The organism is Acidovorax cavernicola (assembly GCF_003581445.1).
In genome coordinates, this window is the sequence record NZ_QXMN01000053.1 from 21,526 (window position 1) to 36,145 (window position 14,620).

Genomic DNA, 14,620 nt, shown 5'->3' on the forward strand with positions numbered 1-14,620 from the left:
CGGCTTTCCGCGCGAAAAGCCTCGCGCTCCTACCCGGCCCCGGCTGCCAATGTGACCTGTTGCGGCGCGCCTACCCATACGGCGAGTGCGGAGTAGTTGTCACCGGACTCCTCACCGCCCCGGGTTTCGGCTGCGCGGCGCAACAGCGCGAGCCATTCCTCGGCGCTTGCCGCGAGCTGCAAGCAGCGCTCCATCACCGGTTGCGAGAGGCGTTGCCACAAGCCGTCGGTGCACAGCAGGAAGGCATCGCCGTCGGCCAGCGTCTGCACAGGTGACAGTGCCGGGACGAGTTCATGGCGTGCGCCGAGCGCGCGATAGAGCAGGTTGCTCGCCACCAGCGGGCCGGTCTGTGCGGCGGTGTTGGCGTGGCCGGCACGACGCGCGAGGCTGTGGTCTTCGGTCTGGTCGATCACCAGACCGCGGCGATAGCGGTAAAGGCGACTGTCGCCCGCGTGTGCCCAGCGTGCTTGGCTGGTGTCGCGATCGATGAACAGCGCGACCACGGTGGCACTCATCTTGTGCTGCGCTGTGAGTTCGCGTTGTTTGGCGAGGATGGCTGAGTTGGCGCCGTTCACATAGCGCTGTATGGCGTCATCGGTGATCGAGGGGACATCGACAGCCGCATTGAGCATCGTGTCGACGGCGGTACGTGCTGCCAGCTCGCCGCCCGCAGTGCCGCCGACACCGTCGCTCACCACGAAGCAGGCGAAATGGTCGTCGACGTGATAACCGATGGCATCCTGGTTGCCGCTGCGCTCGCCCACGCAGGAGAACTGCGAGGTCGAGATGGGCACGGCGAAGGCGCGGGTGGCTTCAGGCACGGCGCGCCTCCTTCAGGCGTTCCATCTCCCGGTCGTAGGCCTGCTGGAACGCGCGGCCGAAGACGGCCTGGAAGTCGTCCTCGACGGCGGCGGTGGTGTTGGCGTGCAGCTGCTTCAGCTGGCGCCACAGCCGCGCTTCGCGCCCGCCGGGCAGCAGCTTCTCGCCGAGGCCGCCGTCGTGCGGCGTGGCCTTGTCGAGCGCGCCGGGGTCGAAGCGGTGCAGCAGCGTGAGCAGCGCGGCGCGCATGCCGGCCACCATGCCGAGCTGGTGCGACTGCAGGTCGCCCAGCGCATCGTGCACGGCGGCCTCCGGTGTGAGAAAGCCGGGCATGCGTGCCCCGAACATCTGCATCAGCACGGCGCGGCCGTTGGGCAGGATCTTGAAGGGGTTGTTCTCTTCGTCCACGATCATGGTGATCTCGGCGCGCACTTCGCGCTTGAGCATCGCGCGCGACGACAGCAGTTCGATGGTGCCGTCAGTGAAGGCGCGCATCAGCCGGCCGAGGTGCCGCATCGCCTCGGCATCGAGCGGCTGCTGGCCCGCGACCTCGGGCACGCCGGCGCCTTCGAGAAAGGCCTTGAACAGGTCGTCGCCGGACGAGGGCGCGCTCGGTGATGCCGGTGCCGGCGCGGGTGCAGGTGACGGGACTGCAGCCACTGGCAGAGACGGCGCAGCCGCCGCCTCGGGCAGGGCAGGCGCCGGTGCGACAACGACGGGCTCCTCCATCGGTGCAGCTTTTTCAACAGGCGCCGGCGTGGCGATCGAAGGCGTGATCGAAGGCGCGATCGCCACGGGCTGCGGCGGATTGAACTGCGACGTCATCTCGCGCGCATGGTTCGCGAGGCTGTGGCCCGAAGCGGCCGGTGGCCGCGCGATCAGGTCCATGGCCGGATGCACGTTGTCGAGCGGGTTCTCCTGCGTCAGCGCCGTGGGGCGCGGGTCGGACAGCGGCGACGGCGCATCGCGGTCTTCGGCGAAGAAGGAGAGCGGGTCCATGCTCCGCTTGAGCGCGAGGTCGGACAGACCCTGCGTGGCCTGCGGGTCCAGTTCGGCGAGCGGGTCGACCGGGTTGCGCTGCGCCTGCGAGGGCAGGGCGAAGGGCTCGTGCGCGAGCGGGTCCGGCATCGGCGCGGCTGCATCGTCGGTGCGGCGCGGTGCGTTGGCGAGGATGGTGTCCCAATCGGCGGCCGACGGCATCTGCGCGGACAGTGGTGTGGTCGTGGAGGTCGCCGCAACGAGCGGCGACAACGGCGGTGCTGGTGGCGGCGATGGCGGTGGTGCGGGTACCGATGCGGGCGCAGGCCTCGGCATCGCCACCGTCGGTTCATGCGGTGCATCGCCGATGGGCAGCGTGCCTTCGCCGAACAGGTCCGCGAAGACATCGGAAGCAGGCGACGCGGTCGGCAGCAGCGCGCTGATCGAAGGGGCCGCGGCGAGATTCGGAGTAGACGGCGCGGCAGACACCGGCAGCGAAGGCGGCGGCTCCGTGATCGGTGCGACAGGCGGCTCGGTGAGCGGTTCGGTGACGGGCGCTTCGACGATCGCGCGCGGCGGCGCCTGTTGCGCATTCGCTGCTTCGAGCACGTAGCTGCCGATGGTCACGCGGTCGCCTTCCGCGACGCGCGATTCTTCTTCATGGCGCAAGGTGCGCCCGTTCACGCTGATCGGCAACACCGCGCTCATGTTGCGGACCACGGCCGCGCCGTCGTCGTCGAAGCGCACGGTGGCTTGCAGGCGCGAGATCTGCCGGTGTTCGTCGGGCAGCACGAGGTGGTTGTCGGGGCTGCGGCCGATGGTGCCGCCCGGGGCTGCGAGCAGGGCCGAAGGCCCCGAGGCCGTGGGCATGCCGCCGTGTTCAATCACTGTCCAGCGCATGGCGTCTCCATGTTCGTCGCGGGGTGGGCGAGCATGCCCGGGCGTGGCCGTGGCCGGCCGCGTGTCATCCGCGCTTCATCTTCTTCGCGGCCTCGAACGCGGGGCCCCACACGGGGTGGGTGCGTTCCGCGACATTCAGGTCGAAGCTCGGGAACACATCGAGGATCTTGCGGAATTGCGTACGGCACTCCGCGATCTGGTTGTTCACGCAGTAGCTGAAGGCTTCGAGCTTCAGCGCAGCGAGTCGCGTGGCGGGCTCGGCCCCGTCGAACACCGACACGCCGCCGCTCTTCAGTGTGGAGATGGCCTTGGCGTAGTCGCCCGCCTCGTAGGCCTGTTGCGCACGTTCAAGCGTGGTGCGCGCCACTTGCTGGCTCAGGCGTTCGGGTTGCTGCGATGCATCCGGGGTGCTCTGGCAGCCGCTCAACAGCGCAAGCATGAAGGCAAAAGACAGAACAGGCAGGCAGGACTTCAATCTTTTCTCCTACTTCGCGAGAGGCAATGCGTGAGAGAGGGTGTGCTGTGCATCGTGATGCAACAGCACGCAATGCACACCGTGCGCGTGCATGGTTTCGATAATATAGATCGCGAAGCTTTCAGGGAGATCTCATGCATCGACGGACCTTGATTCAAGGCGCATTGGCAACGTCTCCGTTGCTTGCAGGCCTCGCGGGTTGTGCATCGACAGCCAAGTCGATGCCCACGCCCTACGCCATCACCGTGCGCATCGACGACGGCGTGAACCCCGACGGACGCGGACAGGCCGCACCCATCCTGGTGAAGGTCTTCGAACTGAAATCTTCCGGCAACTTCGAGACGGCAGACTACTTTGCGTTGCAGGACCGTGATCGTGAAACGCTGATGACGGAACTGGTGAATGCAGACCAGGCCATCATGCGCAGCGGCGAGGAACGCGTGTTCAAGCGAGAGGCCGGGCTCGACTCGCGCGCCATCGGTGTCATCGCCGGTTATCGCAAGCTGGAAGCGGCTCGGTGGCGCATCGTGCTGCCGCTGAAGGAACCCAAACAAACGAATCTTTACAAGGTGTGGCAGTTTTCTCCGAGCGAGCAGAGCGTGCGCATCGCGGTACGTAAGAGCGGACTGGAACTGCTACCAAGTCGTTAAGTTCCTGTGCGCGCTAATACAAAAGTGCAGCGCATAAGTCTTTGAAAAGACATGTGAAACGCAAGAGTCGACGTGTAGCATCAGACGCGAAAGAAGATCGAGCGGGGAGCCGCTGAACAGCGCATTCCCCGCCTCCGTGTGAGCACTCCAGGAGGTTCTTTGGTGACAGTTCGCAACGCGGGCGTGGCCGGTCATGGCGCCCAACCTCAGGCATTGGCGAATCGTGTGGTGTGGTCCGAAGGCATGTACCTGCGGCCCCAGCACTTCCAGCAGATGGAGCGCTATGTCGAGCAGTACGTCACTCGCCGTACCGCGGGCCTGCAAGGTGCCTACTGGGGATGGCTGCATCTGGACATCGACCGCGATGCCTTCGCGCTGGGCCGCGTGTCGCTGCTCGGCGGCGCGGGCGTGCTGCCCGACGGCACGCCGTTCTCGTTCGGCCTCGAAGACGCGCCGATGCCTTTCGACGTGCCCACCGATCTCACAGACGAACTCATCGTGCTCGCGCTGCCCTTACGCCGGCCCGGCAGCGAAGAGGTGATCTTCTCGGAAGACGAAGGCTCGGCCGCACGCTTCGGCGTGGTCGAACGCGAAGTGGCCGACGGGAATGCGGTCGCGCTCGGCCCGGCGGTGCTGCAGCTGGCCAGACCGCGCCTGCGGCTGGCGCGGGCCTCGTCGCTCACGGCCGAGTGGCAGGCCATCGGTGCGGTGCGCGTGATCGAGCGGCGTACCGACCACAAGCTGGTGGTCGACGCGAACTACATTCCGCCGGTGCTCGACGCCTCGGCGCATCCGATGCTGCGCAGCATGACGGCCGAGCTGCATGGCCTGCTCACGCAGCGTTCCGAGGCGCTGGCCTCGCGGCTGTCGCAGCCGGGGCGGGGCGGCGTGAGCGAGGTCTCCGACTTCCTGCTGCTGGAGCTGGTCAACCGCTACCTCGCGCTCACATGGCATGCGCAGCAGGCGGTGCAGGTGCACCCTGAGACGCTCTTCGTCGACTGGCTCAAGCTGGCCTGCGACCTGGCCACGCACACCTCGCCCACGCGCCGTCCGGTGGTCTGGCCGGTGTACGACCACGACAACCTCAACGAGAGCATCCGTCCGCTGATGGAAGAGCTGCGGCGTTCGCTGTCGGCCGTGCTCGAGCAGAGCGCGATCGCCATCGAACTGGAAGAGCGCAGCCACGGCGTGCGCGTGGGCCGCATGCCCGACCCGGTGCTGGTGCGCAACGCGGCCTTCGTGCTCGCGGTGCATGCCGACCTGCCGGCCGACGCGGTGCAGCAGCGCTTTCCCACGCAGGTCAAGATCGGTTCGGTCGAGCGCATCCGCGACCTCGTGCAGCTGCAGCTGCCCGGCGTGGTGGTGCGCTCGCTGCCGGTGGCGCCGCGGCAGATCCCGTACCACGCGGGCTATCACTACTTCGAACTCGACAAGGGCGGCGACATGTGGCGCCAGCTCGAGAAATCGGGCGGCGTCGCCATGCACCTGGCGGGCGACTTTCCGGGGCTCGCGATGGAGTTCTGGGCCATCCGTCCGTGAGGGACCCTATGAACGGTGCCAATGACATGGCCGTGGGCCCGGGCGGTTTCGTGCCGCCCAATCCGGGCGGCGGCACGAACACCGGCAGCGGCGCGGGGCCGCTGCCATCGCAACCCCAGCCCGATGCCTTCACCGCGTGGCACGACGCGCGGCGCCCGCATGCGGGCGACACGGCGCTGGCGGGCAACAACCCGCTGGTGGCCGCGGCCAATCCGCTGCTCGACCTGATCCCGCAGATCCGCGCCACCGGCCACCACCCCGCGCCCGCGCAGTTGCGCGAGCATCTCGTGGACGAGGTGCGGCGCTTCGAGACGCGCGCGCAGCAGGCCGGCATCGCGCCCGAGGTCATCATCGGCGCGCGCTACTGCCTGTGCACCGCGGTCGACGAGGCCGCCGCACTCACGCCGTGGGGCGGCAGCATCTGGTCGTCGCAGAGCCTGCTCGTGATGTTCCACAACGAGACCTGGGGCGGCGAGAAGTTCTTCCAGCTGCTGTCGCGCCTGGTGCAGAACCCGCAGCAGCACCTGCACCTCATCGAGCTCATCTACTTCTGCCTGGCCATGGGCTTCGAGGGGCGCTTTCGCGTCATCGACAACGGCCGCTCGCAGCTCGAGACGCTCAAGCAGCGGCTGCTGCAGATCATCCGGCAGGCGCGTGGCGAGATTGCCGTGCCGCTGTCGCCGCACTGGCAGGACGCGAGCGCGCCGGTGCGTCGCACGCGCCACTGGCTGCCGGTGTGGGCCGTAGGTGCGGTGGCGGCGGTGTTGCTGCTGCTGGTGTTCGCCGTGTTCACCTTCAACCTCGCCGGCCATTCCGACGGTGCGTTCTCGGCCGTGAGCGCGGTGCGCCTGCCGCAGACGCAGCGCGCGGTGGCGGTGCCCGCGGCGCAGCCGCGCCTGCAGCGCTTTCTCGAGCCCGAGATCCGCGACGGCCTGCTGACCGTGCGCGACGAAGCCGACCGCAGCGTGGTGGTGCTGCGCGGCGACGGCCTGTTCGCCTCGGGCTCCGACCGCGTGCTCGACCGCTACGCCCCGGTGCTTTCGCGCGTGGCCGATGCGCTCAATGCCGTGGAAGGCAACGTGCTCATCAGCGGCTTCAGCGACGACCAGCCGATCCGCAGCGTGCGCTTCCCGTCCAACTGGCAGCTCTCGCAGGCGCGCGCCGATGCGGTGAAGGCCATGATCGCCACGCGCCTGGCACGGCCCGAGCGGCTGCGCGCCGAAGGCCGTGGCGATGCCGACCCGCTGGTGCCCAACGACTCGGCCGCCAACCGCGCGCGCAACCGGCGCGTCGAGGTCACGCTGCTGGTGGCGCCGGTGGCGGGCGTGCCCGTGCCGGGGTCCGCGCCGCAACCGCAGCAGCAACCCTCGCAGGGAGGAACACGCTGATGTTGCGCGCGCTCTTCCGCTTTCTCATCAGCCGCGACCTCTGGGTCCTCCTCGGGCTGATCGCCCTCGCGTTCCTGATCTGGGTCATCGGCCCGGTGATTGCCGTGGGTCGCTACCGGCCGTTCGAAAGCGAGCTGGTGCGCATCGTGGTCATCGCGCTGATGTTCGGCGTGTGGCTGCTGCGCGTGGCCTATCGCAAGTGGCGCGAGCGCCGCCTGAATGCGCAGTTGCTGAACCAGTTGCGCACGCCGTCGCCCAAGGCGAAGGAAGCCCGGCCTGAAGAAGCCCCCGAGATCAAGGAGCTGCACAGCGGCTTCGCCGACGCGACCGCAGTGCTGAAGAACATGCGCTTCGGCCCGGGCCCCGGCGGCAAGGCGGCCGGGCGCCTGGCGCTGTTCGACCGGCAGTACCTGTACCAGCTGCCCTGGTACATCTTCATCGGCGCGCCGGGCTCCGGCAAGACCACGGCGCTGGTCAACTCCGACCTCGACTTTCCGCTGGCCGACCAGCTGGGCAAGGCGGCGGTGCGCGGCATCGGCGGCACGCGCAACTGCGACTGGTGGTTCACCAACGAGGCCGTGCTCATCGACACGGCGGGGCGCTACACCACGCACGAGAGCCATCGCGAGACCGACGAGGGCGAGTGGAAGGGCTTCATCGAGCTGCTCAAGAAGTTCCGCCCGCGCCAGCCGATCAACGGCGCGATCCTCACCATCAGCATCGCCGACCTGCCGTTGGCCGACGACGCGCAGCGCGCGCGCCACGCGATGGCGCTGCGCAAGCGGCTGCTCGAGTTGCGCAGCGACCTGGGCATCAACTTCCCGGTGTATGTGCTGGTCACCAAGACCGACCTGCTGGCCGGCTTCAACGAGTACTTCGGCTCGCTGGGCCGCGCCGAGCGCCAGCAGGTGTGGGGCTTCACCTTTCCCATCGAAGGCAACCCCGCCGACCCGGCCAAGGGCGACCTGCGCGAGCGCTTCCACCAGGAATACAAGCTGCTGCACCAGCGCCTGGACGAGCGCCTGCCCGAGCTGATGGCGACCGAGCCCGACCCGATGCGGCGCGCACAGGCCTACCTGCTGCCGCAGCAGTTCGCGAGCTTCGAGGACATCCTGGGCACCTTCCTGGCCGACGTGTTCAATCCGTCGAAGTTCGAGACCGCGCCGCTGCTGCGCGGCGTGTACTTCACCAGCGGCACGCAGGAGGGCACGGCCTTCGACCGCGTGATGGGCGCCATCAAGCGCTATCTGCAGGTGAACGCGCCGCCCGCGCCGCCGCCGGGCCCGGGCAAGAGCTACTTCCTGAAAGAGCTGCTGCAGCAGGTGATCTTCCGCGACGCGGGCGTGGCCGGCACCAACCTGCGCTGGTACCGCCGCCGCCGCGCGATCGACCTCGCGGGCTACGCGCTGGTCGGCTTGCTGGCGGTGGTGCTGCTGGGTGCATGGACGAACAGCTGGCGCCACAACAAGGCCTACGTGGCCGAGGTCGACGGCAACGCCAAGGCCTTCAACAAGGCGGCCGCGCGCGGCGAGCTGCCGACGGTGGTCGATTCGAGCGGCGACATCGCCAGCTCGCTGCTCATCCTCGATCGCCTGCGCGACCTGCCCAAGTCCGCCGAGTTCGACATCGGCGATCCGCCCTTGGGCTACCGCTTCGGCCTGTACCAGGGCGAGAAGCTGCAGGCCGCCACCGACGGCGTGTACCAGCGCGCGCTGGAAACCGTGCTGTTGCCGCAGGCCGCGCAACGCGTCGAGCAGTCGCTGCGCGAAGCCGCGAAGATCGATGCCGAGTACAGCTACGAGGCGCTCAAGGCCTACCTCATGCTGTACGACGCCGAGCGTTACGACGCCGACTTCCTGCAGGCCTGGCTGCTGACCGACGTCGACCGCAAGATCGGTGCCTCGCTCACGCGCGAGCAGCGCACGAACCTCGAGGCGCACCTGAAGACGCTGTTCGCCGACCGCGTCGTGACCTCGCCCTTCGCCAAGGACGACAAGCTCATCGCGCAGACGCGCGAGCGCCTGGCCGGCGTGCCGCTGGCGCAGCGTTCGTATGCGCGGCTGCGCCGCATCCTCCTGCAGACCAGCACGCCCAATGCCTTCACCATCGCCGAGGCGGGCGGGGCGGAATCGGCGCTGGTGGTGCGGCGCGCCAGCGGCAAGCCGCTGACCGACGGCATTCCCACGTTGTTCACGTACCGCGGCTACTGGGACATCTTCGACAAGCGCATGGCCGAGACCACGCTGGCGCTGGAGCAGGAAGACCGCTGGGTGCTGCAGATCCGCGCCCCGGGCATGGCCGACATCACCTCGCGCGAGTTGCTGCTGCGCGAGGTGCGGCGCCTGTACCTCACCGACTACATCCGCATCTGGGACGAGTACCTGGCCGACATCCGGCTGGCCGAGAGCAAGTCGCTGCTGCAGAGCATCCAGATGACGCGGGTGCTCTCCACCGGCGAGTCGCCGATGTCGCGGCTGATCCGCGGCGCGGCGCGCGAGACCGACCTGCTGCGCAACCACGACGAGGCCGCGCGCAGCCTGCTCGACCAGGCGCAGAACCGCGTGACGAGCACGCGCGAGCGCATCGAGCAGCTCATCGGCCAGCCCGACGGCAGCCAGCGCCGCAACACCGCGCCCGACCGGCCCGAATCGCTGGTCGACAACCACTTCGCGCCGCTGCGCCGCATGGTGACCGCGCCCAAGGCCGGTGGGCAGACGCCGCTGGACCAGACGGCCGCGCTCATCAACGAGCTCTACACCTTCCTCACGGCCACCGACACTGCGCTGCGCAGCGGCAACATCCCGCCGTCGGGCGATGCGGTCACCAAGCTGCAGGCCGAGGCGGGGCGCCTGCCGGTGCCGTTCCAGGGCATGCTGAACGACCTCTCGGCCACTGCCTCGTCGAAGGCCGCGGCCGTGACGCGGCAGAACATCGGCCAGAACGCCGCCGCGACCATCGGGCAGTTCTGCCACCAGGCGATCGCCGGGCGCTATCCGTTTTCGCGCGGCTCCAACCGCGACGTGGCGGCGGGCGATTTCGCGCAGCTGTTCGCGCCGGGTGGGATGATGGACGACTTCTTCCAGAAGAACCTCGCCTCGCAGGTCGACACCTCGGTCAACCCGTGGACCTTCAAGCGCGGCGTGGACGGCAGCGCGTCGGGGCGCTCGGCATACCTCGATGCGTTCCAGAAGGCGCAGGCGATCCGCGACGTGTTCTTCTCGGGCATGGCGGGCGGGCGCACGCCGTCGTTCACGCTCGACATCCGGCCCGAGGACATGGACGCCGCGCTCACGCAGTTCACGCTCGACATCGACGGCCAGACGGTGCGCTACGCGCACGGCCCGCAGGCGCCCAGCAGCATCAAGTGGCCGGGGCCGCGCAACAGCAACCAGGTGCGGCTGCAGGTCACGGTCGCCAACGGCACGCCGGCCGGCGGCATCGTGACCGAAGGGCCGTGGGCGCTGCACCGGCTGTTCGACAAGGCCTCGATCTCGTCGGGGCGCACGCCCGAATCGTTCAATGCGACCTTCGACCTGCAGGGCAAGAAGGTGGTGCTCGCGGTGACGGCCAACAGCGTCTACAACCCGCTGCGGCTGTCGCAGATGACGGGCTTCTCGTGCCCCGGAAAGTCATAGGGGAAGCATCGGCATGAACAGCCCCCTTCCCTCGCACGCCTGGTCGCCCGTCGACGAGCAGATCGGCTGGTACGGCAAGCTGCCGGCGGCCGGCGACTTTCTCTACCGCCGCATGCCGCGCGAACTGCAGGCCTGGTGGGACCGCTGGATGCAGAACGGCCTGGGCAGCTTCAAGCGCTGGCCCGATGCGATGACGCGGCACTACGCGGTGGCGCCCGTGTGGAACTTCGCCATCCCGGCGACGCACGGCGTGAACGCGGTGCAGTTCGGCTGCATCGCGCCCAGCTGCGACCGCGTGGGCCGCTACTACCCGGCCTGCGTGACGCTGCAGGTGGACGCGGCCCGCTACCTGCCCGCCGTGCTCGAAGGCTCGGCCGCGTGGTACTGGCAGTGCGGCAGCGCGCTGCTGCAGGCGATCCGCCACGGCGTGGCGCCCGATCTCTTCGACAGCCAGGTGCTGGCCGCGGGGCGCACGGGCTTTCGCACGGCCAGCGGCGGTTCGGACGACATCCTCTCGATCCTCGGCGCGGCCGCCGGCCCGGGCGCCGGACATGCGGACGGCGCGCGCGGTGCCAGCGCGCAGCAGCGCCTGGGGTGGCCCGAACTGCCGCTGTGCTTCGACCCCTTCGGCGGCACCAGCTACTGGTGGACCAACCAGGCCGACGGCTCGCCGCTGCGCACCGCGGCGCACGGCGGGGGGCTCAACACACCGCTGTTTTCCCAGTTGTTTTCGCAAGGCCACGTGCCATGGGCATGACGCGCCCGATCCACCCGCAGGAAGAAAAATCCCATGACGACGCCCGGCAGCCCTAGCGTGACGCCCGACCCGCAGGAGGAACGCCCCCATCCGCTCGGCACCGGCCACCGGCTCGACGAGTTCGAGCTGCTGGAGGTCATCGGCGAAGGCGGCTTCGGCATCGTCTACCGCGCGTACGACCACTCGCTGCAGCGCGAGGTGGCGGTGAAGGAATACATGCCGTCGATGCTCGCGCGCCGCGTGGGCGACAACAGCGTGCACGTGCGCTCCGAGCGGCTCACGGCCACCTTCGCGGCCGGCCTGCGCAGCTTCATCAACGAGGCGCGCACGCTGGCGCAGTTCAGCCACCCGGCGCTGGTGCGGGTGCATCGCTTCTGGGAGGCGAACTCCACGGCCTACATGGCGATCCAGCTGTACAAGGGCCGCACGCTGCGCAAGCTCGCGGACAGCGAGCCGGGCACGCTGACCGAGCCCTGGCTGCTCGGCATGCTGGGCCCGCTGCTGGGCGCGCTCGACACGCTGCACCACAGCCAGTGCTTCCACCGCGACATCGCGCCCGACAACATCTTCATCCAGCAGCAGGACGACCGGCCCGTGCTGCTGGACTTCGGCGCCGCGCGCAAGTCGATCGCCGACCTCGTCGACGAGGTCGCGGTGATGGTGAAGTCGGGCTACTCGCCGATCGAGCAGTACGCCGACGACAACACGCTGCTGCAGGGCGCATGGACCGACCTCTATGCGCTCGGCGCCGTGCTGTACCGCGCGGTGACCGGACACCCGCCGCCCTCGGCCGTGGTGCGCAGCGTGCAGGACGCCTACGTGCCGCTGTCCTCGATGGACCGCGACGACCTGAGCCCGGCCTTCTGCGCGGCGGTGGACCATACGCTGGCCGTGCACAGCAAGGACCGCACGCAGACGGTGGCCGCCTTCGCGGCCGAGCTGGGGCTGGTGAAGCTGGGCGATATCTATGTGGGGCGCATGTCGGCGCCGGCCGTGGCGGTCGTGCCTGCTGTGCCGGTCCCGGCGCCTGTGCAGGAGGAGCCGCCCGCGCCACCTCCCGTGCCGGTGCCACCGCCGGAAGCGGCCTTGCCGCCGGCTGCGCCCGAGCCTGTAGAAGTGGCAGCTGCGCGCACACAGACGCCGCCGCCCGTCGCCCGCACGAAGAAGCCATCGAAGCGTTCACCCCTGTTCCTGGTGGGCGCGCTGGTGCTGGCGTTGTTCGCCGTGGGCGGCTGGATCGGCTGGCGCCTGACGGCGCACACGTCCGCCGATCCGGTGATCGCTGCCGCGCCGCCGCCCGGTGTGCCGATGTCCGATCCGGGCGCACCTCCGGCGGCGATGCCGCCGGGCGGGGCTGCGTCCGGCGCTGCCGTGGTGGTCCCGCCGGCGTCCGCGCCTTCCGCGTCGGCCAGCGCCCCGCTGAGTCCGCTCGACAACGTGCCGGTCGCTGCCGCGCCTGCACCCCCCGCGCCCTCGGCGGCGCCTGCCGAGCCTGAAGCTCCGCCCGCACAGCCCGAGCCTGTGCCCCAGCCGCCCGCGGACCCCGCAGCGGTCGCCGAGCTCGAAGACTGGAACCTGGCCCAGGCCGAGAACACCCGCGAAGGCTACGAGGCCTACCTGCGGCGCCACCGGCGCGGTCCGCATGCGCGGGAAGCGCGCAACGCCATCGCCCAGCTCAACCGTCAGTCACCGCCCCCGCCGGCCGCAGGCAGCACGAACCCCGTGCCGACCGTGGTGGCGGGCGCACCGGCCGCACCACCGGCCGCGGCCCCCGGCATGGGGCGCGTGCAGTTCAACATCCGGCCCTGGGGCCAGGTGTTCGTCGACGGCGCGGATCGCGGCGTGAGCCCGCCGCTGAAGTCGCTGTCGCTGCGACCGGGCATCTACACCATCGAGGTGCGCAACGGCGACCTCACGGCCTACCGCCAGCGCGTGACGGTGCAGGACAGCAAGTCAGCGCCGGTGGTGAGCCACGAGTTCAAGTAAGGGCGCAGGGCTCAGCAGTGGCCGCTCAAGGCGCGCTGCTGCGCAGCGCGCGCCGGTACTGCACCGCCTCTGCCACGTGCGCCGCATGCACCGCGTCCTGCGCGGCGAGGTCGGCGATGGTGCGCGCCACCTTCAGCGCCCGGTGCGTGCTGCGCGCCGACCAGCCCAGCCGCGATGCCGCCTGCTGCAGCAGCTGGCGCGCGGTGTCGTCGAGTGCGGCGTGCGTGTCGATCGCGCGGCCCTGCAGCGCCTGGTTCGCATGGCCCTGGCGGCGCAGCGCGCGTTCGCGCGCGGTCACCACGCGCGCACGGATGCTGTCGGTCGATTCGCCCGCCGGCGCATCGAGCAGTTGCGGTGCGGACACCGCCGCCACTTCGATGTGCAGGTCGATGCGGTCCAGCAACGGGCCGCTGAGCTTGCTCTGGTAGCGCGCGACGCGCTCGGGCGTGCAGCGGCAGGGCTTGCGTGTCGAGCCGAGGTAGCCGCAGGGGCAGGGGTTCATCGCCGCGACGAGCTGGAAGCGCGCCGGAAACTCCGCGCGCCGGGCGGCGCGGGTGATCGTGATGGTGCCGGTCTCCAGAGGCTCGCGCAGCGCTTCGAGCGCGCCGCGCGTGAACTCGGGAAATTCGTCGAGGAACAGCACGCCGTGGTGCGCGCGCGAGATCTCGCCCGGGCGCGGCGGAGAGCCGCTGGTCGGCAACGCGCTATTTGAGAATTTTGGCCCGCTATTTGAGAAAATCTCGACGCCTAGATCGTGAACTAGTGTTTGCGCGGAGCGATCTGCGAGACGCGGCCAGAAGAGAGGCCGTGAGCTTGCGCAACAACCTTTGTTGGCACTCCCCGGGCAATTGCTGATTTGATCGAATGGTTGCGGAGGTCCGTGACGCTGTCCTCGAGCTGAGAGATCTCTTTGGCCTGCGCCTGGACGATCTTCTCGAGACGGTCAAGGCGCTCGCCATGTCCCCCCAGTTGTTCATTCTGCTCGGAGAGTGCGGCTTGAATCGCTTTGAGTGCTGCTTCGGTCTTCTTTCCCATTAGTAACTCCACACGTTGTGAACTTCGGTAAGGCACCTTTGTGCCTGAATGATGTCTTGATGAACTCGATTTGCATCAAGAAATTTAGTTTAGTAAATTAAATTATCAAAGTCAACTGCGATTCATCACTGTTCCCCAGAACCCGTCATGAGAGATTCCGGTAGAAAGATGCGCGAGAGCTTGTCGGGCTGTCTCTCGACCGGCACGCTCGCTGCAACTGAGTTCATGTATGCCGTGCTGCTCTTGGTCCCCAGGGAACAGCAAATGTTGCTCCGGTGGCTGCGGCAAGCCCGGGCCAGCCCAATCCAAAATAGGAAGGGGTTGACGACGGTGTTGGCGCCGACCGGAAACTGAGCCAGTTTTGTAGGTAGTGCCGAAGTAAAAGTGAGCCAGGTGTTCAACCTACCCTGCTGTTTATTTAAGCGGCGGGGTTCGAGGAGTGATCACCATGGACATGA

Annotated in this window: 11 protein-coding genes; 6 read left to right on the forward strand and 5 right to left on the reverse strand. The window is 68.8% G+C overall.

Annotation, left to right across the window (positions count from 1 at the left end; translation table 11 throughout):
• Positions 1 to 29 precede the first annotated feature (29 nt).
• The 3 genes from D3H34_RS27680 to D3H34_RS27690 all read right to left on the reverse strand — a co-directional run bounded on the left by D3H34_RS27680 (position 30) and on the right by D3H34_RS27690 (position 3,172).
• Positions 30 to 821 (reverse strand): PP2C family protein-serine/threonine phosphatase, encoded by a 792-nt coding sequence (locus tag D3H34_RS27680; protein ID WP_119557759.1) that lies wholly within the window; start codon positions 819 to 821, stop codon positions 30 to 32.
• The gene (gene tagH / locus D3H34_RS27685; protein ID WP_119557761.1) at positions 814 to 2,697 is read right to left on the reverse strand and encodes a type VI secretion system-associated FHA domain protein TagH; all 1,884 of its coding nucleotides are present in this window, start codon (positions 2,695 to 2,697) and stop codon (positions 814 to 816) included. Before tagH ends, D3H34_RS27680 begins: the two co-directional genes overlap by 8 nt.
• 64 nt (positions 2,698 to 2,761) lie before the next feature.
• On the reverse strand, positions 2,762 to 3,172 hold the full coding sequence (locus D3H34_RS27690; RefSeq protein ID WP_119557763.1) for a TssQ family T6SS-associated lipoprotein: 411 nt from the start codon (positions 3,170 to 3,172) through the stop codon (positions 2,762 to 2,764).
• Positions 3,173 to 3,306: 134 nt separating this feature from the next.
• Here D3H34_RS27690 and tssJ point away from each other — a divergent pair, with 134 nt between their 5' ends.
• From tssJ to D3H34_RS27720, 6 genes are all read left to right on the forward strand, one after another.
• Positions 3,307 to 3,822, forward strand: coding sequence for a type VI secretion system lipoprotein TssJ (gene tssJ, locus D3H34_RS27695; RefSeq protein ID WP_119557765.1), 516 nt, complete (start codon positions 3,307 to 3,309; stop codon positions 3,820 to 3,822).
• Positions 3,823 to 4,065: 243 nt separating this feature from the next.
• Entirely contained in the window at positions 4,066 to 5,361 is a 1,296-nt protein-coding gene (gene tssK / locus D3H34_RS27700) for a type VI secretion system baseplate subunit TssK (protein WP_286186322.1), read from the forward strand.
• A gap of 8 nt (positions 5,362 to 5,369) precedes the next feature.
• Positions 5,370 to 6,749 (forward strand): DotU family type VI secretion system protein, encoded by a 1,380-nt coding sequence (locus D3H34_RS27705; RefSeq protein ID WP_119557769.1) that lies wholly within the window; start codon positions 5,370 to 5,372, stop codon positions 6,747 to 6,749.
• Complete coding sequence (gene tssM, locus D3H34_RS27710; protein WP_119557771.1) at positions 6,749 to 10,384, forward strand: type VI secretion system membrane subunit TssM; 3,636 nt, start codon at positions 6,749 to 6,751, stop codon at positions 10,382 to 10,384. The genes D3H34_RS27705 and tssM overlap by 1 nt, the downstream gene beginning before the upstream one ends.
• Before the next feature lie 13 nt (positions 10,385 to 10,397).
• A complete protein-coding gene (gene tagF, locus D3H34_RS27715; protein ID WP_119557773.1) occupies positions 10,398 to 11,141 on the forward strand; it encodes a type VI secretion system-associated protein TagF in 744 nt (247 codons plus the stop codon).
• A 33-nt stretch (positions 11,142 to 11,174) separates the two neighbouring features.
• Complete coding sequence (locus tag D3H34_RS27720; protein WP_119557774.1) at positions 11,175 to 13,127, forward strand: serine/threonine-protein kinase; 1,953 nt, start codon at positions 11,175 to 11,177, stop codon at positions 13,125 to 13,127.
• Between the two features lie 25 nt (positions 13,128 to 13,152).
• On the opposite strand, the gene D3H34_RS27725 is transcribed toward D3H34_RS27720, so the two are convergent.
• Positions 13,153 to 13,983 carry an ATP-binding protein gene (locus tag D3H34_RS27725; protein WP_286186324.1) on the reverse strand — a complete coding sequence of 277 codons (831 nt, stop codon included), beginning with the start codon at positions 13,981 to 13,983 and terminating at the stop codon, positions 13,153 to 13,155.
• Positions 13,887 to 14,162: a hypothetical protein gene (locus tag D3H34_RS34055; protein WP_147400499.1), complete on the reverse strand. Its 276-nt coding sequence runs from the start codon at positions 14,160 to 14,162 to the stop codon at positions 13,887 to 13,889. The genes D3H34_RS27725 and D3H34_RS34055 overlap by 97 nt, the downstream gene beginning before the upstream one ends.
• Positions 14,163 to 14,620: the final 458 nt, after the last annotated feature.